Below are 21,517 nucleotides of genomic sequence, written 5' to 3'. Positions count from 1 at the left end.
CAATCAGCAAGCCACTCTCCAGCATATGTATGTGAAGAGTGGCGTCTTTACTGCGTTGTGGCGATGCTGCCTGTGAAAACCGGAGCCGGGGCTCAGCTGCCCTCCAGCTCCTTGCGCTTGCGTTCGTTGTTGAGGTGGAAGGCGCCTTCCACCACCACCACTTCGCCTTCCTTGAGGCCGGACTGCACCGGCCGCACGCCGCCGGCTTCGGCGCCGAGGATGACCGGGGTCAGGCGGTACTGGCCGGGAGCGACCTGGACGAAGACGTGCTCGTTGTTGTCCTCCCGCACCACGGCGGCGGCGGGCACGGCCAGCTTGGGCATGGCCTTGCCGGCGATGAGCATGGTGGCCAGCATGGCCGGCTTGAGGCGGCGGTCCGGGTTTTCCACTTCGGTGCGCACCAGAACGGTGCGGGTTTCCGGGTTGAGGGTGTCGCTGATGTAGATCAGCCGGCCGGTGAGCTTTTCGCCGGCCAGGGAGGGAATGTCCAGTTCCACCGACTGGCCGGTGCGCACCAGGGCGGCCTGCTGCTCCGGCACGTCGGCCACGGCCCACAGGCGGGAAAGGTCGGCCACGGTGAACAGGGCGTCGGCCGGTTCCACCACCTGGCCCTGGGTCACCTTGCGTTCCACCAGGGTGCCGGGAATGCTGGCCACCACCGGGGTGAGGGAGTTGATGGTGCCGCGGCTGGCGAGGGAGGCGATGTCCCGGGGCGCCATGCCCAGCACCCGCAGCTGGTCTTCCGCCGCCTGGCGTTCGGCCTGGGTCACGGCGGCTTCGCTTTCCCGGCGCTGCAGTTCGGCCTTGCCGATGACGTCGGCGGCGAAGAGGTGCTGGGCCCGCTCCACGTTGTTCCGTTCCAGGCTGGCCCGGGCGTTGGCCTTGAGGAAGGTCAGCTGGGCTTCGCCGAGGACGGTGGAGTTGATGATGGCCAGGGGTTCGCCGGCCTTCACCTCATGGCCGAGCTGGCCGCTGATCTGGGTGACGCGGCCGGTGACGGTGGCGCCGATGCGGGCGATACGCTGCTCGTCGAAGTCCAGGCGGCCGGCCACGCGCAGAGTCTCGCTGACCGGCACGCTGCCCACCGGCGCCAGCTTCAGCTGGGCCTGCAGGGCTTCCGGCGCGGTCACCAGATTGGGGTCGGTGGGGGCGGCGGCGACCGGGGCCGGCTCCTTGCCGCAGGCCGTCAGCAGGCTGACGCCGGCGGCCAGGAGCAGGGCGGTGAAGGCGGGGGCGAGGCGGCGCGCGCTACGCGGGGACTGGGGGGCGGGGGCGGACATCAGTGCTTTTCCTCTTGGGCGGGAGCGGTCAGGGCGCCGGTGAGACGTTCGATGTCCACGGCGGCGGCCCGCAGTTCATAGCGGGCGGCGATCAGTTCGTTGCGGGCGGCCCGGTACACCCGCTGGGCGTCCAGGTAGTCGAGAATGCCGCGCTCGCCGAAGCGGTAGGCCGATTCGGCCACCTTGAGGGCGGCTTCGGCCTGGCGCACGATGCCCTGCTCCAGGGCATTGACCTGGGCGGCGGCGATCTGGTGCTGCTGGTAGGCGTTTTCCAGGGCCTGGCCGAGACCGAATTCCATCTGCTCGAGCAGGTTGCGGGCCCGGGAAAGATTGGCGCTGGCCTCGCCCACGGGGCCGGAGCGGCGGTCCCACAGGGGAATGGTGACGGCGATGCCGACGCGGGAGGTCTTCAGGTCCGGCTCTTCGTCGCTGCTTGCCTTGAGCGCCACTTCCGGGGTGCGCATGCGGCGCTGCAGGTCCAGCTGGTGTTCGGCCTGGGTCAGCTGGGCCCGGGCCTGGGCCAGGTCCGGGCTGCGCTGCAGCAGGGTCTGGCGCAGTTCGGGCAGGCTGCCCACGTTGAGGGGCAGCTGGGTGGTGGCCGGTACTTCGAAGTCCGCCGGCAGGCCGGTGCCCACGTTGCGGCGCAGGGCGGCCTTGGCCTGGGTCAGGCGCAGCAGGGTGCTCTGGGTCACTTTCTGGGCATTGAGCAGTTCCGCATCGGCCTTGATCAGCTCGTAGCGGGGCGCCTCGCCGACGCCGACCCGCACGCTGACCCGGGTGCGGATGGCTTCCATGAGGGCCTGGTCTTCCTGGGCCGCCTTCAGTTCGGCCTGGCGCCGCAGCACCTCGTAGTAGCCCAGCTTCACGCTGGCCAGCACTTCATGCTCGTAGCCCCGGCCGGCGGCGCTGGTGGCTTCCAGATTGGCGCTGGCGGCGTCGATGCGGGCCGAACGCACCCAGGGCAGGTCCAGGCGCTGGGTGAAGGTCATGGTCTTGACGTTGCCGGGATTGGCGCCCGCTACCCGGGCCTTGGCGTCGCCGCTCTGGTATTCGATCTCCGGGTTGGGGAAGGCGCCGGCGGTGGTGACGCCGGAGCGGGCCGCCTCCACCGCGTCGCGGGAGGCCTGCAGGCCCCGGTTGCCGGAGCGGGCCAGTTCCAGCAACTGGTCGAGGGAATAGACATCGGCCAGGGCGCTGCCGCACAGCAGCAGTCCCAGCAGGGAGAGGAGAGCGATCTTGGTTTTCATGGGGTTGTCTCAGCAAAGGCCATGCCACAGGGCACAACCATGCCCCGGGCGCGCTCCATGAGGAGCGTAACCGATCCAGGACTTCTCAGGGAATGCCGTCAGGATGCGGCGATGGGGGGCGAATCCGCCGGGGTGTCACGCCAGGGTCAGAAACCTGACCGAAAACTGACACGGGCGAGTATAACGCACCGCCCAGGTGCATCGTGTCAGTGAGTTCACTTACTGCGGCAAGTCCCTAAGATCGGCAGGTTACGGCCGGTCCCGGCCGGAAGGGCCAGCCCGGCTGCGCTATAATCAAGCGCTTTTCTCCCGCTGGAGCCTGACCGGCATGTCTGACCGAATTTCCCGCCGCTTCTCTTCCGTTTTCCGTGCTTCCGTCCTCGCCGGCTGCGCTTCCCTGCTGCTGGCTGGCCCCGCCGGCGCCCAGCAGATGCCCCCGGCTCCCGGCATCGCCGCCAAGGCCTGGCTGCTGGTGGAATTCGGCTCCGGCCAGACCCTGGTGGCCGAAAACGCCGACCAGCGCGTCGATCCCGCCTCCCTGACCAAGCTGATGACGGCCTACCTGACCTTCTCCGCCCTCAAGCAGGGCGTGCTGAAGCTGGACCAGGGCGTGCCCGTCACCGAGAAGGCCTGGCGCACCGGCGGCTCCAAGATGTTCATCAAGGTCGGTACCCAGGTGCCGGTGGAAGACCTGATCAAAGGCATGATCGTGCAGTCCGGCAACGACGCCTGCGTCGCCCTGGCCGAGGCCATCGCCGGCTCCGAGGAGCGCTTCGCCCAGATGATGAACCAGGAGGCGGCCCGCCTGGGGATGAAGAACACCCACTACATGAACGCCACCGGCCTGCCCGATCCGGAGCACTACGCCACCGCCCGGGACCTGGCCACCCTGACCACCGCCATCATCCGCGACTTCCCCACGGAGTACGCCAAGTACTACTCCATGAAGGAATTCCGCTACAACAACATCACCCAGCCCAACCGCAACCGCCTGCTGTGGGCCGATCCCACGGTGGACGGGGTGAAGACCGGCCACACCGAATCCGCCGGCTACTGCCTCATCTCCTCCTCCAAGCGCGGGCCCCGGCGCCTGCTCTCCGTCCTGCTCGGCGCCGAGAGCGACGGCATGCGCGCCCAGGAATCCCTCAAGCTGCTCAACCACGGCTTCCAGTATTACGACGCCGTCTCCCTGTACACCAAGAACCAGACCGTGTCCGAGCTGAAGGTGTTCAAGGGCAAGGACAACACCGTCCGCGCCGGCTTCCAGAACGACTTCATCCTGGCCGTGCCCAAGGGCTACTCGAGCCGGATCCAGGCCCAGCTGGAATCGAAGCAGCCCCTGGTGGCCCCGGTGAGCCAGGGCCAGGTCATCGGCACCATGAAGGTCAGCCTGGACGGCAAGCCTTACGGCGAATACCCGGTGGTGGCCCTGGACGCCGTGCCCGTGGCCGGCATCCTGGGGCGCGGCATCGACAGCATCAAGCTGTGGTTCAAATAAACTGCTCCTCTAGCTGACGGAGGGAACATGCTGGCCTACCTCAACGGCAACTACCTGCCTCTGGACGAGGCCCGCATTTCCCCCATGGACCGGGGCTTCCTCTTCGGCGACGGCGCCTACGAGGTGATCCCGGTCTATTCCCGCCGCCCCTTCCGCCTGCAGCAGCACCTGGAGCGCCTGGAGCGCACCCTGGCCGCCCTGCAGCTGGCCAATCCCCTCTCCAAGGAGCAGTGGGCGGAGGTGGTGCAGCGTCTGGTCGATGACCACGGCAGCGAGGACCAGGGCGTCTACCTGCAGGTGACCCGGGGTGCCGCCCCGGTGCGGGACCAGGCCTTCCCCAGGCCGGCCGTGCCCCCCACCGTCTTCGCCTACGCCGACCGCCTGCCGACGCCCTCCGCCGAACTGCTGGCCACGGGGGGCACCGCCCTCACCGCCGAGGATTTCCGCTGGCTGCGCTGCGACCTGAAGACCGTCTCCCTGGTGGCCAACGTGCTGCTGCGCCAGCTTTCCGCCGCTGCCGGCTGCACGGAGACCATCCTGCTGCGGGACGGCCTGGTCATGGAAGGCTCCGCCTCCAACGTGCTGGTGGTGCAGGACGGGGTGATCCTGGCGCCGCCCAAGAGCAATCTGATCCTGCCCGGCGTCACCTATGACGTGGTGCTGGAGCTGGCGACGGCCAACGGCATTCCAACCCAGGTACGTCCGGTGGCAGAAGCGGAACTCCGCAGCGCCGACGAGGTCTGGGTCACATCCTCCACCAAGGAAGTGCTGCCCATCACCCGCATCGACGACGCCCCCGTGGCCGACGGCAGGCCCGGCCCCCTGGCCGCCCGCATGAATGCGCTGTACCAGGACTTCAAGAATCAGGTGATGCGCCGTGCCGACGCCTGAGCCGAATCGAGCAAGAGAACACCATGAGCCAGACCCCAGCCAATCCCGACAATCCCCAAAGCCGGCAGGAAACCCTGCTCGAATTCCCCTGCGCCTTCCCCCTCAAGATCATGGGCAAGATGGAAGTGGATTTCGCCCAGACCATCCTCACCGTGGTGCAGAAGCACGATCCGGAATTCGACGGCGCCTCCATGGAAATGCGTCCCTCCAGCAAGGGCACCTACATCTCCCTGACCTGCACCGTCACCGCCACCTCCAAGGAGCAGCTGGACAACCTGTATCGGGAACTGTCCGGCCACCCCCTGGTGAAGGTGGTGCTGTAAGCGGCGGCGGACGGACCTAAGTGATTTCCCCGCTGGTCATCCGCGAACTGGGTCGGGCAGACTACGTGCCCACCTGGGAGGCGATGCAGGCCTTAACCGCCGCCCGCACCCCGGAAACCCCGGACGAGCTGTGGCAGGTGGAGCACCCGCCGGTCTACACCCTGGGTCAGGCGGGCAAGCCGGAGCACGTGCTGCGGGACATCGGCATTCCCCTGGTGAAGATCGACCGGGGCGGCCAGGTCACCTACCACGGCCCCGGCCAGGCGGTGGTGTACCTGCTGCTGGACCTGCCCCGGCGCAACCTCAAGGTGCGGGAACTGGTGAGCCGCATCGAGCAGGCGGTGATCGACCTGCTGGCCGAATACGGCATCGTTGCCGAACGTCACGACGGCGCCCCCGGCGTGTACGTGGGCCCGGCCAAGGTGGCGGCCCTGGGCCTGCGCATCCGCAACGGCCGCAGCTACCACGGCGTCAGCCTCAATGTGGACATGGACCTGTCGCCCTTCCAGGCCATCAACCCCTGCGGGTATGCCGGCATGCCGGTGACCCAACTGAAGGACCTGGGCGTGGCCCGGACCCTGCCACAAGCAACGGCGGACCTTACCCGGCATCTCGTGGCACAACTGGAGAAGACTCAATGAGCAGCGAACGCGGCGTCAAGCAAAAAGGCGAACTGAAGACCGCCCGGATTCCCATCAAGATCGTGCCGGTCGAAGAGACGCTGAAAAAGCCCAGCTGGATCCGCGTCAAGGCCGGCAACGACGCCGGCCGCTTCGGCGAGATCAAGCAGCTGCTGCGGGAACAGAAGCTGCACACCGTGTGCGAAGAGGCCGCCTGCCCCAATATCGGCGAATGCTTCGGCCGCGGCACCGCCACCTTCATGATCCTGGGCGACATCTGCACCCGCCGTTGCCCCTTCTGCGACGTGGGCCACGGCAAGCCCCTGCCCCCCGATCCCCTGGAGCCGGCCCATCTGGCCGAATCCGTCTCCAAGCTCAAGCTCAAGTACGTGGTCATCACCAGCGTGGACCGGGACGACCTGCGGGACGGCGGCGCCCAGCACTTCGTGGATGTCATCAAAGCGGTGCGCGAATCCTCCCCCAAGACCACCATCGAGACCCTGGTGCCCGACTTCCGCGGCCGCCTGGAAGTGGCGGTGGACGTGCTCGGCCAGGGCCTGCCCGACGTGCTCAACCACAACCTGGAAACCGTGCCCCGCCTCTACAAGCAGGCCCGTCCCGGCGCCGATTACGAACACTCCCTGCAGTTCCTCAAGCAGTTCAAGGCCCGCTACCCCCAGGTGCCCACCAAGTCCGGCCTGATGGTGGGTCTGGGCGAGACCGATGAGGAAATCCTCGAAGTCATGCGCGACCTGCGGGCCCATAACGTGGAGCTGCTGACCATCGGCCAGTACCTGGCCCCCTCCAACCACCACCTGCCGGTGCAGCGCTACGTCCATCCCGACGTGTTCAAGATGTACGAGGAAAAAGCCAAGGAAATGGGTTTTTCCGGGGCCGCCTGCGGCGCCATGGTACGCAGCTCCTATTGGGCAGATCAGCAGGCCCACACTGCCGGCGTGGTGTAAATTCTAATGATATGGTGGACTGAATATCGCTATTCTGGAGCGAACAGAATTATTCTGGATTAGACGTAGCGTCCTGTAGCTAGCCGCACATACGTTCTTAAAAATGCCACTCTCGTGAGTGGCATTTTTTCGTCTGCTTCTCAGCCAAAGTTGCCGATAAACGATTGCTCACGAACATCCCATCCGGGTCGTTTTCCTTTTGGATAAAGATGGGGTCCCTGCTATTTGTAATATGTCGAATGACATAGGCGTACGTAGATTTACGGGTACTGAAAAAATTTGTGCCGATCTAGCATCCGCGATTCATTATCAATATCCGCCGGTCATGCCGGTAAGAAAACAGAATCGCAATGCCCACTGTTCTTTCAGGGAGGAAGAGCAGAGCGGCCTTGGCACTTTTCCTTTTTTCGCTCGCCCCCATTGCAACACAAGCCCAGGTCCTTCGCGATGAAGGGGTTCGTCTGCTTGAAGAGCAGCGCAACCGAGAGCGGGAAGACAGCCTAAGTCGCCCTGCACCTGTAATTCCCCGCCCGGAATCCCCTGTCGCACCGCCCGCCACGCCGGATCGTCCCGACGGTCCGGTATTTCAGATTTCAAGGATCGACATTGTCGGTGATACGGTCCTTTCAGCCTCGGAGAAGGCTGATCTGGTAGCCCCATTCGTCGGGACCTCCATGGGGCCCAAAGCCATAGATATGCTCCTCGGGCGCGTTACCGAGGCTTATATACGCAAAGGGTTTGTCACGACCCGTGCCTATCTGGGTCCGCAGAATCTTGCCTCCGGCCGCCTGGAAATAACGGTGATTCCCGGCTTGATCGAAAAGATCAAGGTGGATGGACAGGAACCGGCCATGACAGCGCGTAGCGCCTTCCCAATGGAGAGCGGGGAAGCCTTGCGCATGGACGAACTGGAACAGGCCGTAGACCAGATCAACCGTTTGCGCTCACGCCGGGCTGAGGCCCAGATTCTGCCGGGGCAAAGCCCAGGGGGCTCGGAACTCTCTATAGATACCAGAGCAGAAAAGCCTTGGCGAGTTTCCCTCGGCGTAGATAACTTCGGTCAGACCGCTACAGGGGAAAAACGCCAGCGTCTCGGAGTTGAATTCGACAATCTACTGGGGCTCTGGGATGCCTGGTCACTGACTTCGGTTGAGTCGAAGAACACGCGATCAGAGCTGCTCTCGGTGTCGGTTCCCGTTGGCTTCGGTACGCTGAGTTATGCCTACGCCCAGTCGGAGAGCCACAACCTGCTGGCCGGTACTATCACCATGCACAACCATTCCAAGAGCCATACGCTGGCCTGGAATCACGTGGTGTTGCGCAATCAGAGCACACGTTTTGCGCTGGACGCATCCTTGGCCATGCGGGATTCCCAAAGACATTTGGACTCGATTGCCCTGACGCCCCAGCAACAGATCAGTGGCCGCCTCGCCGGGTCCCTTCTGGTCAGGATGCCGATAGGAGCACTCACTGCCGATCTCGGCTACTCCCAAGGAATTCCCCACTTCGGTGGAGATGGTGACCTCCCCAATACGCCCCGTAGCGCACCTCACAACCAGTTTGAGAAGTGGGATAGCACTTTGGGTGTGTCCCTCATGCTTAGTTCCCATCTGGCCCTCCGAAGCACTCTGGCCGGGCAGTTTGCCCGCATGGGCTTGCCAGGGCAGGAGCAGTCCTTCTATGGAGGGGCAAGTAGCGTGCGTGGCTTCAAGGAAGGGGTGATAGCGGGAGACCGAGGGCAATTCATGCGCAACGAATTGCTCTGGACTACAGCTTCGAGCTTGCTGTTGCCGGACTCCCTGAAATCCTCAGGGGTGCGTTTTGATCCCTTCATTAGCCTGGATGCGGCGCGAGCACGCCTCTTGGCAGACAGCCTAGACCAGAGGATTGCATCGGCCGGTTTCGGCTTTCGCACTGGCTGGAAAGACATTGCAGCTGATTTCACCTGGGCACGTCCCCTGACTGCCCCGCCCGGAATATCCCGGGAGCAGCGTCTCCATTTCTCCCTTTCACTTATGTTCTAGGCGCTACCGTCATGCCTCGTCATTCCCTTTGTCTGCTTGCGTTCTCTCTTTGCATTTCAGCTTCCACTGTCTTGGCAGCAGGGCAGGGTAGCGTTGCCTCCTCCCCGAAATCTTCAGCCATCAAGGTCAATGGGGTGACCATTCCTGCTGACCGTATCGAACTGGCGGTGCAAGGGGCCTTGATCAAGGGCATCCAGGATTCCCCAGAACTGCGTGAGGCCCTGCGGGCCCAGTTGGTTTCCCAGGAGGTTCTGCGTCAAGCCGCCTTGAAACTCAAGCTGCAAAACCATCCCCTAGTAGTCGAAGCCCGTAAGCAAGCCGAGACTGAAGCCATGGCCCAGATCTACTTGAGGCAGGAGGTAAAGCCTGAGCCGGTTTCGGAGGCAGAAGTGCGGGCACGTTACGAGGCGATTGTTTCGACCCTGGGAGACAAAGAATACAAATTGCGGTTGATTGCCCTAACGGACAAGGAATCCGCCACTCAGATTCTCGAGCGTCTTCGCAAAGGGGAGTCGTTTGACGCACTTGCCCGCAAGCACAGCGTTCTGCCTTCTGCCGCCCTCGGCGGTGCCATGGAGTGGGTGTCCTTCAAGCTGCCGGCAGAACAAGGCAAGACCCAGGGTGTTCCTGTGCCTCTGGCGAACCTGGCGGCAACTTTACCGGTTGGAGCGCTGCCGGCCGAACCGCTGGCAGCTGACGGCCGTTTCTACCTAGTACGAGTCGATGAGGTACGGCCAACCAAAGTGCCAGATTACGCCACGGTGAAGCCCCAGCTGCGCCAGTTGTTGGAAGGCCAGGCTCTTGAGAAGGCTACTGCCCGTCTGATGGGGCGCCTTATTGGAACTGCCCGCATCGAGTAATCCCCTTCCGGTACCTGTCGCACCTCGGAGCAAGGCCATGTCCCGTCGCCACAAATCTTCCGAATCTCCTGTTGATATCCACAGCAGCCGCCAGCGCTTTTCCGCTGCGGCCCTGGCTGCCTGGCTCTGCCTGTCGCCAACGGGGCTGGTTTTTGCTGGGCCCATTGCCGATGCTTCTGCTCCAACGAATCTGAAACCCGACGTCGGGACAACACCGAGTGGCATCCCCATCGTCAATATCGCCACACCCAACGGGGCAGGGATCAGTCACAACCGATACCAGAGGTTCGATGTGGATCCGGTTGGCTTGTTGCTCAACAACAGCAAGACGACGGTAACCAGTGCCCTGGGTGGTTCCATTGCAGGCAATCCCAATCTGACTAACGGCACCGCATCGTTGATTCTCAACGAAGTGGTTTCGGCTATTCCCAGTCAGTTGAACGGTCCTCTGGCCGTGGTGGGGGATTCGGCCAAGGTCATCGTGGCCAACCCTAACGGTGTGACATGCAACGGCTGCGGTTTCATCAATACCAGTCATGTAACCCTGACTACGGGTACCCCCTCCTACCGGGATGCCCTCGGCGCCGGTACTGCCTTTGATACAGCCACGGCGCTGGCATTTCAGATTAATGGCGGGCGTATCGAAATCACCGGTCAGGGGCTTGCCGCCACCATTGATCGTCTCGACATGGTGGCTCAGACCCTGAACATCAATGCTCCCGTAGGTGTCAGCGGTGCTTTGAACCTTCTGGCGGGCCGTCAGACAGTTGATCGCCAAACACTGACGATTCTGGGAGTGGACCCTGCCAATACCAAGGCGGCTATCGGCCAGGACTGGGCGATCGACGGTAGCCTCCTGGGCGCTATGAATGCGGGGTCCATCAAGTTGGTGTCCACTGCAGGTGGGATGGGCGTACGAACAGATGGACGATTGGCGGCAACTGCCGGTGATCTGTTGATCAGCGCATCCGGCGACGTGGTTGTGCGTCAGGCGACGGCAACCCGTGATGTAGACGTCTATGCCCAAGGTGGAGTGACCAACCAGGAACAATTGGCGGCAGGTCGTGACCTCTGGCTAGATGCGGCCTCTCTTGATAACCGAGGTGCCCACGTCTCTGCCGGTCGCGACGGCGTAGTAATGGCTTTGGGGCTGGACAATAGCGCCGGCAAGATTCAGGCAGGAGCGCAACTGGCCATGGTCATGCCGGGGGTGACACTGGACCTTTCTGCCCCGACGACCGGTATTCTGGCCGGGGGCAGCGGCCTCTCAATCGAGGCGCAGCGGATTCAAAACAGCGGAACGTTCAATCATGGTTCCGCCCTGACTCTGGAAGCCGTCGATGGCATCGATAACACCGGCACCCTGTCTTCCGGTGGAACTATGGTTTTGTCGGTGGGCAATGCTAGCGGTTCATTCAGTAACAGCGGCAGTGTGCTCTCGCTGGGGCAGCTTGGCATTGTGGCGGCCAACGGCAGCAATGCCAGCAGCGCTACGATCGAGGCAGCCGGTTACCTGGAGCTCCTCTTTACCCAGTTCGACAACCAGGGAAAAGTACTGGGGCGGGCCGACCTCAATGGCATCTTTGGTACGTTAACCAATAGCGGCACTATTCAGGCCATCACCGATGCCGTGTTGTCACTCGGTAGCGGTTCCCACAATGGCGGCGGCAAACTGCTGGCCGGCCAGGACCTCTCTCTTGCGACATCCATCAACGGCGATCTGGGCGGAGAAGTGGGGGCCGGACGCGACCTGTATCTGGCCTTCGCCGACTATACCAATGGCACAGGAGAAACCCGGTTTGACGCCGGCCGTGATCTCCTCATCAGCGCCAACAGTTTTACGAATGCCGATACGCTGGAGGCCGTCCGCGACCTTCAAATTCAGACGGCTGGCAATCTCACCAATCAGGGTCTGATCCTGGCCAAGCAAGATGTCACCATGGTCGTGGGGGGCGCCTTGTCCAACCAGAAGGCTACCGTGGAGGCGGGGCGCGACATCACGCTGGAAGCGGCCTCCCTGGAGAACACTGCGGGAAGCAAGACGGAGCGGTACGTCGCTCACAGTCTGTCCGGGTACGTCAATAACGTCCTGACCTACGTCAATGATCCGTTGAGCCAGCTTAAGTTGCTGGGAGAGGCCTCCCCGGACTGGATGTGGAAGAACTCCCGGGTAACCCTCAACAACCGCAACAGCCTGCACCTGGATTCGGGGCTCGAGTCTCCCATCTTCTATCTCGACATTACCCGGCAGGATTCCCCCGGCACCTTCTCCGCAGGGCGTGATTTAAACGTCCTGGTCAGTGGTCTGCTCAGCAATCAGGCAAGCCTGATGACGGCGGGACGGGATGTCTATATTGATGCCGGTGAGCTGCGCAACATAGCCGGAAAAACGGTCTTCTACGGCAATGTCTGGGCCGGCGGTGGCTCCCACGAGATGAAGGCTTATCTTAATGCCTCCGCCACCATCCAGGCTCCCGGGATTGTCGGCATCACGGCGCCAACCCAGACCAATAGCGGCCTGATCCAGGGGGGGGGTATCTATCTGGGAGGAAATCTGACCAATGGGATCACGGACTATAACGTCCAGACCCCTGCCACCCGGTTACCGGATTCGGTCATCAACCTGGGCAGCCAAGGGCTTCCTGCTGGCGCCACCTTCACTCCTGATGCGACCACCCTTTTCAGCAGCGGTGCCCGCCTCAGCCTGCTGGCACCCGTGGGTGGCCAGACCTTGAACAACCTGCTGCCGGCGGAACTGCGCAATACCGCCTTGCCCTTCCTTTTTGATGCCCGTCTGGAACAACAGGCGTTGCGGGATGCCGCCCTGCGGGAAACTGGCCAGACCCTGTTCCTGGTCGGACTGGGCTACGACGCAGAAACGGGGAAAAGTGCGGAGGAACAGCAACGGGCCAAGCTGATCGATGCGGCTGGCCGATTTGCCTTGGCCGAAGGCATCAAGCTAGGTGTCGCCCTGACGGAGGCCCAGCAGGCCAAGCTGACCGAGCCGATCCTATGGTACGTCGAAGAGAGCATTACCGGCCCGGACGGCAAGGTTTATACCGCCCTGGTACCGAGGGTCTACTTGCCCCAGAGCACTCGTGAAAGCCTGGTAAACGTTGCCGGTGGCATGGTCCGTGGCGGCGAGGTGGTGATTGATGCCGACAAGGGGGCTGTGACCAACAGCGGCTACATCCTGGCTGAAGGCGATCTGACCATCACGGCAGGAAAACTGATCAACCAGAAGCGTTCTGCCTACTGGGGCCGTTACACCGAAGACATGGAAGGCGGCTATCTGGAGGTCTGGGGCGACAAGGTTCAGCCCGGCGGTTTCATCGGGGCAGCCAACCTGAAGCTCAACGTGGACCGCATTACCAGCATTGCCGGGGAATTCGAGTCCGGTGGCAAGGACATCAGTGCCGATCTGGCCAAGCAGATGGGCAGCAAGTTCACCTATCAGAGCACCAAGGACAACACCTTTACCAAGTTCCATGCCGACAGTTCCGCCAAATACAAGCAGTTGGCGGCGTTGGCGGTTAGCGTGGCCATTTCCTTCTGGGTTGGGCCTCAGGTCAATGCCTTGGTTGGTTCCGGTGGGCTTGCCAATACCATGGTCGCCTCGAGCCTGACGGCTATGGCCAGTAATGCCGGCAGCCAGCTGATTCTCACCGGCAGCATTGATGCCGGAAGCCTGATCAAGTCCGGCTTGATGGCAGGCCTTTCCGCCGGCCTGACGAATGGTAAGTTTTTTGATGGAAAGAGCCTAAATCAAATTGCTGGCGTTCAAGACATTGCTGGTACGGGAACAAAATTAGCAAAATTTGATTTCTCAACCTTGCCTGACAACTTGATTGGCATTGGCGGGCGAGCATTGGTGAGTGCTGGTATCGGTCAGTTGGTTTATGGCCAAGATGCTGGTAGCTTTGGCTCCGCTCTTCTCAATAGCACGGTTAATGATCTGGCGGCGATTGCTGCAAACGGGATTGGACAGAAATGGGGGGGGGGGGCTCCCGGTATTCAAACTGTTGCTCATGGTGTTTTGGGTGCAGTCTCTGCCAGTCTTAAAGGGCAAGATAGTGCATCAGGTGCGATAGGAGCTGTTAGTGAATCAATTATTGGGAATTTGATTGATTTGCCTATTGACCCGAGCACAGGAAGCTATACCACAACATCACAAGCAGTCTATGTTGGGCTGACTACATTAATTGGGGGTATTCTTGCTGACAAATCGGGAGGGGACGGAGCGGTAGCTGCATTGGCAGCACAAAATGCGGCTATTAATAATCGCTTAACAGAAGCTCAGCGCGAAGCGTATGCGATTGCAAGGAAGGAAGCAGGGTGTTTCACAGGTGCCGCATTGAACTGTCAGTTGTTGAGTCTAAAAGCATCTGCTTTGAGTTTTACCCAGTTTACTCTTGGGAGAGCGATTGATTGGAATAATGAAAATGACGTTTTGTTGTTGCAGAGAAATTTTGAGTCGTTGGTCAGTGCTAATAACAAATTGGTTGAAGCAAGAGAAAATACGGCGGATTTTGCTGCAACGGTAAATAGAGGCTCAGGAATTGTTGCTAGCACTGCAGGTGCTGTATCCGCAGTTCCGGGGCCTCATCAACCAGAAGCGATATTTCTTCAAGGTGGCGCCACAGTAATTGGATTTGGATCAATGGTTGTGGAGCAGTTGCTGCGACCTAATATTGGTCAGCTAACCTTGGATGCCGGCGGAACATTCATAGGTACAGCTCTTGAAAGAAGTTTGTATGGCAGGATGCTTTCTCCTGTCTCAAACGAAATGGTTGATTTTTTTAAAAGTAGTAAATTTGGGGTTGAATTTAAGGACTATTTAAATAAAGTTTTAAAATAATGGATGATAATTTCGTAATAAAAGACGGCCAGCTTCGCTGGTGGGCCATTGTTTTCCTATTGGTGATAGGGGGGTGGGGTATTTTCTTATCTGTAACACTAGATGTTTCATATGTAGCCCGCATGTTGCTATGGGGGGGCGGTATGGTATGTATGTCAATTGGAGGATTCTCTGGGCGATCTAGTGGTATGGGTCTGAGACCTTTTGATAATGCACCATGGCGGCGAGTGCGAAAAACCTATAGTGAGGAAAAAGCGTCTAGCTCAGTTGTAGATAAAGAGTGAAAATATGAGTAATTGTTTGTCTTCACTTAATGGTTTTTCTAAGTTGGATGTTTATTTTTCATCCCCTGCGGATGTTGGTAAATGCACGAAATATTGAAAAACCCCGTAATCAGCCGGTCCTGAAAAATTCACCCCAACGCCTTGCCCATAAGCAACTCCTTTGAAAGCGCCATCAGAGTCCGCCTCCCTTACGCCATCGACTCACTCTCCGTTATCTGAGAGTTCTTGGTTAATTTGGGATATCGCTTTTCCCCTCCAGTGATTAACACGTGGTCTGACGCCGGCACATAGTTTCCGAACCCCGCCTGGAAACGCCGGTGCCTTGTGGCCCGGCGTTTTTGTTTGCTATGTTCCCCATGGCCCTGGCATTTTTTTGCCGGCCTAGGCATCGCCCCGGGTTTTTTCCCGCCGTTTTGGCGGCATACTGGGCAGATGCTGCAGGCGTCACGAAAAAGACCAGAACAAGGATAGGGACATGGGGGAAAACGGCGCCGCCGGGCGCAGCGACAAGACCATCCTGGTGGTGGACGATACCGGGGAGAACCTGACGGTCATCGGCGGCCTGCTGCAGCCCTTTTTCCGCGTGCGCGTGGCCAATTCCGGCATGCGGGCCCTCAAGGTGGCGCGCAGCGATCCCCGTCCGGACCTGATCCTGCTGGATGTGATGATGCCGGAGATGGACGGCTACGCCGTGCTCGCCGAACTGCGCCAGGACCCTTATACCCGGGACATTCCGGTGATGTTCGTCACCGCCATGGACGGCGACCAGGACGAGGAATACGGCCTTTCCCTGGGGGCCGTGGATTACATCACCAAGCCGATCCGCCCCGCCATCCTCCTGGCACGGGTGCGCACCCACCTGGAACTGAAGGATGCCCGGGACTGGCTGCGGGACCAGAACGGCTACCTGGAGGGCGAGGTCAGCCGCCGCATGCGGGAGAATGACCTGATCAAGGACGTCAGCCTGAATGCCCTGGCCCTGCTGGCGGAAAAGAGGGACAACGAGACCGGCAACCACCTCTACCGCACCCAGGCCTATGTGGAGGCCCTGATGCAGCAGCTGCAGGACCATCCCCGCTTCCGCCACGCCCTTTCCGCCGCCCAGCGCCAGCTCATCGCCAAGGCGGCCCCCCTGCACGATATCGGCAAGGTGGGCATTCCCGACCAGATCCTGCTCAAGCCGGCCCGGCTGACGCCGGAGGAATTCGAGATCATGAAGACCCACAGCCTGATCGGCGCCGAAGCCATCGAGGCGGCCATCGAGCGGGTGGTGGGGGGCGACCGGGCGCGCCTGGACGAGCTGCAGGGCAATACGCCCCTGGACTTCCTCGTGGTGGCCCGCCACATCGCCCTGGGCCATCACGAAAAATGGGACGGCTCCGGCTACCCCCAGGGCCTGCGGGGCGATGCCATCCCCATCCCGGCCCGCCTCATGGCCCTGGCCGACGTCTTCGACGCCCTCACCTGCAAGCGCCACTACAAGAAGGCCTTTCCCCTGGAGCAGGCCGTGGCCCTGCTGGTGGAAGGGCGGGGCACCCATTTCGATCCGGATGTGGTCGATGCCTTCCTGGCCATCCAGGACCGCTTCGCCGACATCGCCCAGCGCTACGCGGACGGCACCTCATGACGCGCCGTTCATCCCATTCCGCCCTGGCTGCCCGGCTGCGCCTGCTGCTCTGCCTGGCGGCTGCGCTCGTGCCCTGGGGCCGTGCCCTGGCCGAGCCCCTGCCGGCCTTTGTCGAGAAGCTGGCCACCCGGGAGCAGTTGCAGCAACTGCGCGAGGGCGGCTACGTCATCTACCTGCGCCATGGCATCACCGACAGCACCCGGCCCGACCGGGTGCCGGCCGTGGACCTCAACGACTGTGCCACCCAGCGGCCTTTGACCGAAGCCGGGCGCCAGCTGATGACGGAGGTGGGGCAGGCCATGCGGGAGGCCCGCATTCCGCTGGGCGACATTTTTGTCAGCCCCCTGTGCCGGGCCAAGGAGTCGGCCGAGGCGGCCTTCGGCAAGCGCTACACGGTGGATCCCCTGCTCATGTACACCGCCAACCTGACGACGGAGGAAAAGCGGCCGATCCTGGAAAGCACCCGCCGCCTGCTCTCCCTGCCGGTGCCGGCCGGCACCAACCGGGTGGTGCTGGCCCATGCGCCGAACCTGGCGGACCTCATGGGCTATTTCGTCAAGCCGGAAGGCACGGCAGTCATCATCCGGCCCCTGGGAGACAAGGGTTTCATCTACGTTGCCAGCATCCCCCCCCGGCGCTGGCCTGAACTGCTGCACAAGCCATGAAACGTCGTTTCACCTTCTTCCTCATCTTCTTCCTGCCAGTGATCCTGGTGGTGGTCATGGCGGCGGCCTACAGTTACTGGTCCCTTTCCTCCCTGCGGGACGAGCAGCAGCTGTCCAACCTGCAGCAGGTCAACGACCTGCAGATGGTGGCGGATGCCTCCCGCCTGGGGCACGACATGCTGGCGGTGCAGCAGCTGATCAACGCCACCCTGCGCCAGGCCAAGGCCGGCACCGTGGAGGAGGCGGCCGCCTACCAGGTGCACGTGCAGGTGGTGGACCGCCTGAAGGACATGGAATCCCTGCTGCAGCGGCTGTCCAACGTCCCCGGCCTGGGGCCGGAGGTGGATGGGGAACTGAAGCAGATCCTGGTGGATTTCAAGGACTACCAGCACTACAGCATCATGGCCACGGACATCATCGCTGTGGATCTGCGGGTGGCGGACAGCCACGTGGCCCAGGCCACGGCCCGCTACCTGGCCTTTGCCGAACATGCGCAGAACGTATCGGCTCTGCTGACCCAGCGCACCCACGCCCGCATCGACGCCGCCGAGCGCAATATGGACGACTACGTCCAGCGCACCCTGCTCATCGGCGTGCTCGGCATCACGGTGATGGGGCTGCTGTGGTTCTTCGTCACCTATTTCGTCACCCGCCAGCTGTCCCTCATCGTCGATTCCCTGCAACAGCTGAGCCTGAGCGAGGACGGGGGGCTCAGCCTGCGGGAGGTGGAGCACCTGAGCCGGATGCCCGGCGGCGGCTTGTTGACCGACATGGCCAAGGCCGTGCTGGCCTTCCGCGAGGCGGTGGTGGCCCGGGGCCACATGCAGGCCGCCCTGGAGGCCGAGCGCCAGCATCTCAAGTCCCTCATCCAGGGCATGCCCGACCTGGTCTGGCTGAAGGACCCCGCCGGCATCTATCTGGCCTGCAACTCCCGTTTCGAGAGCCTCTTCGGGCACCGGGAGGCGGAAATCGTCGGCCGCACCGACTATGACTTCGTCGGCCGGGAGCTGGCGGACTTCTTCCGCGACAACGACCGCCGCGCCATGGCCCTCGGCCATGCCAGCCGCAACGAGGAATGGCTGGTGTTCGCCGCCGACGGACACCGGGAGCTGGTGGAAACCATCAAGACGCCCATCTATGACCGGGACGGGGTGGTGCTGGGGGTGCTCGGGGTGGCCCGGGACATCACGCCCCTGCACCAGTCCCAGGAAACCCTGCGGCAGAGCGAGGCGGCCCTGAAGCGGACCCAGACGGTGGCCCGCATTGGCAGCTGGAAGATCGACATTCCCGCCAACCTGCTGCACTGGTCCGAAGAGGCCCACCACCTGCTGGGCGTGCCCTGGGACCACGGCGTCGGCTTCGACGAATTCCTCGCCCAGGTGCATGGGGACGACCGGGCCTGGGTGCGCTCCGCCTGGCTGGCAGCCCTGGAGGGGGCCGAGTTCGACATCGAGCACCGCATGGTGGTGGACGGTACGGTGAAGTGGGTGCGGCAGCGGGCCGAACTGGAATTCGACGAGGCGGGCAAGCCCCTGCGCGGCATCGGTATGGTGCAGGACATCACCGCCATCAAGGACGCCTCGGAGACCCTCAAGCAGCGGGAGAAGATCTTCCGCTCCATCACCAACCAGGCCGCCATCGGCATCGTGCTGATCGACGCCGAAACCATGACCTTCGCCGAGTTCAACGATGCCGCCTGCGAGTGTCTCGGCTACACCCGGGAGGAGTTCGCCAAGCTCAGCGTCTACGACATCCAGGGCGTGCACGACCGGGCCGGAGTGGATGCGCGCCGGGCCCAGATCCTGGCCCAGCGCGAGGCGGCCTTCGAGAACCAGCGCCGCCACAAGGACGGCAGCCTGCGGGATTTCTGGGTGACGGTGAAGGTGCTGCGCCTGAACGGCCGGGACTATCTCTCCTCGGTGTGGACCGACATCACCGAGGCCAAGGAAAACGAGCGGGCCCTGCTGCGCTACCAGAACCAGCTGGAGGAATTGGTGGCGGCCCGCACCGCCGAGCTGGCGGCGGCCAAGGAGGCGGCGGAGGCGGCCAACCGTTCCAAGAGTTCCTTCCTGGCCAACATGAGCCACGAGATCCGCACCCCGATGAACGCCATCATCGGCCTCACCCACCTGATCCGCCGCGACATCGCCACCGAGCGCCAGCGCCAGCAGCTGGACAAGGTCAGCAACGCCGCCCACCACCTGCTGGGCATCATCAACGACATCCTGGACTTCTCCAAGATCGAGGCCGGCAAGATGAGCCTGGAGCCGACGGATTTCGAGGTGGACCGGGTCATCCACAACGTGTGCACCCTGGTGGCCGAGAAGGCCGAGGCCAAGGGCCTGGAGGTGGTGGTGGACATCGCCCGCCTGCCGCCAGCCCTGCACGGCGACGGCCTGCGCCTGGGCCAGGTGCTGCTCAACTTCGTCGGCAATGCGGTGAAGTTCACCGAGCGGGGCAGCGTCGTCGTGCGCGGCTACGTCGCCCGCCAGGAGGCCGACAGCCTGTGGGTGCGACTGGAGGTGGCGGACACGGGCATCGGCCTCAGCCGGGAGCAGCAGCAATGCCTGTTCCAGGCCTTCACCCAGGCCGACGTCTCCACCACCCGGCAGTACGGCGGCACCGGCCTGGGCCTGGCCATTTCCCGGCGCCTGGCGGAGATGATGGGCGGCCGGGTCGGGGTGGACAGCGAACCGGGCAAGGGCAGCACCTTCTGGATCGAGGCCCCCTTCGGCAGCGTCGCCGCCCACGACCATCTGGAACTGCCGCCCTGCCTGCCCCGCAATCTGCGGGCCCTGGCGGTGGACGACAGCGAGGACGCGCGGGAATCCCTGGCCCACACCCTGGCGGCCCTGGGCACCCGGGTGGATACGGCGGCCTCCGGCGAGGCGGCCCTGGATGCGGTCCTGGCCGCGGACCGGCTGGGGGACCCCTACCAGCTGGTGCTGCTGGACTGGCTGATGCCGCCGCCCGACGGGCTGGAGACAGGGCGGTGCATCCGGACCCTGCCCCTCAACGTGCAGCCCCAGCAGCTGCTGGTCAGTGCCGCCAAGGACATCCCCGCCACGGCCCTGAGTGAAGCAGGCTTTGCCGCCTTCATCGCCAAGCCGGTGACGCCGGCCAGCGTCCTGGTGGCCCTGGAAGGGGCCTTCGGCGACACCCCGCCCCTGTCCCGCAGCCCGGGGGACGAGATGGAGCGCAGTCTGGCCCGCTACCGCAACCAGCGCATCCTCCTGGCGGAGGACAATCCCCTCAACCAGGAGGTGGCCCTGGAACTGCTGCGCCACGTGGGCCTGGCGGTGGACCTGGCGGAGAACGGCAAGGAGGCCCTGGAACTGGCCCGGGGCAAGGCCTACGCCCTGATCCTGATGGACATCCAGATGCCGGTGATGGACGGCCTGGAGGCCGCCCGCCAGATCCGGGCCCTGCCGGGCTACGCCGGCACCCCGATCCTGGCCATGACCGCCAACGCCTTCAGCGAAGACCGGGACCTGTGCATCGCCGCCGGCATGAACGACCATGTGGCCAAGCCGGTGGACCCGGACCAGCTCTACGGCACCCTGCTGCGCTGGCTGCCCGAACCCAGCCGGGACGTGGTGGCGCGGCCGCCGCTGCCTGCCGCCGAGGCGCCGGCGGCGACGGCCGATGCCCTGGCAGCCGCCCTGGAGGCCGTTCCCGGCCTGGAGCTGGCCCAGGCCCTGCGGGTGGTGCGGGGCAACCGGACCCGGCTGGCCCAGTTCCTGCGCAAGTTTTCCGTCGACCACGGCGGCGACGGCCGCCGCATCGAAGCCTGTCTCGGTTTCGGCGAAACGGCCGAGGCCGCCCGGGTGGTGCATACCCTCAAGGGCCTGGCCGGCTCCCTCGGACTCGCTGTCATCCAGGCCCATACCCTGGCCCTGGAAGAGGCCCTGCGCGGCAGCCTGCCCCAGGCCGAGGTGGATGCGCGCCTGGCCCGGCTGGAAGGGGCCCTGGCCGAATTCAATGCGGCCCTCGCAGGTCTGGAGGGAGCGGTTGAGGCAGCGGCCCCGGGCATCGACTGGGCTCAGCTGGGCCGGGAGGTGGAGGTCCTGCAGCGCCAGCTGGCGGTGGACGACCTGGATGCCTCCCGCACCTTCCAGAGCCTGCGCCCCACGCTGGAGGCGGCCCTGGGGGCGGAGGTGCGCACCCTGGCCGCCCAGATCGACGACTTCAACCTGGAAGAGGCCCTGCATACCCTGCAGGCCCTGATCGACGCCGAACCCCGTCTGCAGAAGGAGGGGCCGCCGGCAGCCTCAATGAAGGGGGCATAACCCCGTACAACACCGTACGGAAATGCGACTTTTTGTCGCAGGGCCAGGGCAGGGGCGGCTCCTATAATCGCCCCTCCTTTTTTGCC

General features: G+C 63.2%; 13 protein-coding genes. 11 read left to right on the top strand and 2 right to left on the bottom strand.

Going from position 1 to position 21,517, the window contains the following annotated elements:
• Nucleotides 1-92 precede the first annotated feature (92 nt).
• A complete protein-coding gene (locus EV678_RS11090; RefSeq protein WP_130459583.1) occupies nucleotides 93-1,280 on the bottom strand; it encodes an efflux RND transporter periplasmic adaptor subunit in 1,188 nt (395 codons plus the stop codon).
• Nucleotides 1,280-2,527, bottom strand: coding sequence for a TolC family protein (locus tag EV678_RS11085; RefSeq protein ID WP_130459582.1), 1,248 nt, complete (start codon nucleotides 2,525-2,527; stop codon nucleotides 1,280-1,282). Before EV678_RS11085 ends, EV678_RS11090 begins: the two co-directional genes overlap by 1 nt.
• A 328-nt stretch (nucleotides 2,528-2,855) precedes the next feature.
• On the opposite strand from EV678_RS11085, the gene EV678_RS11080 reads away from it, so the two are divergent.
• The 11 genes from EV678_RS11080 to EV678_RS11030 all read left to right on the top strand — a co-directional run bounded on the left by EV678_RS11080 (nucleotide 2,856) and on the right by EV678_RS11030 (nucleotide 21,431).
• Complete coding sequence (locus EV678_RS11080) at nucleotides 2,856-4,025, top strand: D-alanyl-D-alanine carboxypeptidase family protein (protein ID WP_014236006.1); 1,170 nt, start codon at nucleotides 2,856-2,858, stop codon at nucleotides 4,023-4,025.
• A gap of 27 nt (nucleotides 4,026-4,052) precedes the next feature.
• Nucleotides 4,053-4,916, top strand: coding sequence for a D-amino acid aminotransferase (locus tag EV678_RS11075; protein ID WP_130459581.1), 864 nt, complete (start codon nucleotides 4,053-4,055; stop codon nucleotides 4,914-4,916).
• 23 nt (nucleotides 4,917-4,939) lie between these two features.
• Complete coding sequence (locus EV678_RS11070; RefSeq protein WP_014236008.1) at nucleotides 4,940-5,239, top strand: HP0495 family protein; 300 nt, start codon at nucleotides 4,940-4,942, stop codon at nucleotides 5,237-5,239.
• 83 nt (nucleotides 5,240-5,322) lie between these two features.
• Nucleotides 5,323-5,880, top strand: a complete 558-nt coding sequence (gene lipB, locus EV678_RS11065) for a lipoyl(octanoyl) transferase LipB (protein WP_235832472.1) — start codon at nucleotides 5,323-5,325, stop codon at nucleotides 5,878-5,880.
• Nucleotides 5,877-6,824, top strand: a complete 948-nt coding sequence (lipA, locus tag EV678_RS11060; protein WP_130459579.1) for a lipoyl synthase — start codon at nucleotides 5,877-5,879, stop codon at nucleotides 6,822-6,824. Before lipB ends, lipA begins: the two co-directional genes overlap by 4 nt.
• A gap of 389 nt (nucleotides 6,825-7,213) precedes the next feature.
• On the top strand, nucleotides 7,214-8,848 hold the full coding sequence (locus EV678_RS11055; RefSeq protein ID WP_165397506.1) for a ShlB/FhaC/HecB family hemolysin secretion/activation protein: 1,635 nt from the start codon (nucleotides 7,214-7,216) through the stop codon (nucleotides 8,846-8,848).
• An 11-nt stretch (nucleotides 8,849-8,859) separates the two neighbouring features.
• Nucleotides 8,860-9,708 (top strand): peptidylprolyl isomerase, encoded by an 849-nt coding sequence (locus EV678_RS11050; RefSeq protein WP_130459577.1) that lies wholly within the window; start codon nucleotides 8,860-8,862, stop codon nucleotides 9,706-9,708.
• Between the two features lie 37 nt (nucleotides 9,709-9,745).
• Nucleotides 9,746-14,566, top strand: a complete 4,821-nt coding sequence (locus EV678_RS11045) for a filamentous hemagglutinin N-terminal domain-containing protein (RefSeq protein WP_130459576.1) — start codon at nucleotides 9,746-9,748, stop codon at nucleotides 14,564-14,566.
• Nucleotides 14,567-15,325: 759 nt separating this feature from the next.
• Nucleotides 15,326-16,477, top strand: a complete 1,152-nt coding sequence (locus EV678_RS11040) for an HD-GYP domain-containing protein (RefSeq protein ID WP_130459575.1) — start codon at nucleotides 15,326-15,328, stop codon at nucleotides 16,475-16,477.
• Nucleotides 16,474-17,142, top strand: coding sequence for a histidine phosphatase family protein (locus tag EV678_RS11035; RefSeq protein WP_130459574.1), 669 nt, complete (start codon nucleotides 16,474-16,476; stop codon nucleotides 17,140-17,142). The genes EV678_RS11040 and EV678_RS11035 overlap by 4 nt, the downstream gene beginning before the upstream one ends.
• Nucleotides 17,139-21,431 (top strand): PAS domain S-box protein, encoded by a 4,293-nt coding sequence (locus EV678_RS11030; protein ID WP_130459573.1) that lies wholly within the window; start codon nucleotides 17,139-17,141, stop codon nucleotides 21,429-21,431. The genes EV678_RS11035 and EV678_RS11030 overlap by 4 nt, the downstream gene beginning before the upstream one ends.
• The last annotated feature ends 86 nt before the right edge of the window (nucleotides 21,432-21,517 follow it).

The organism is Azospira oryzae, assembly GCF_004217225.1.
Taxonomy (GTDB): Bacteria; Pseudomonadota; Gammaproteobacteria; order Burkholderiales; family Rhodocyclaceae; genus Azospira; species Azospira oryzae.
Note: the sequence above shows the minus strand (reverse complement) of the source record. Positions and strands in the feature narration are given on the sequence as shown.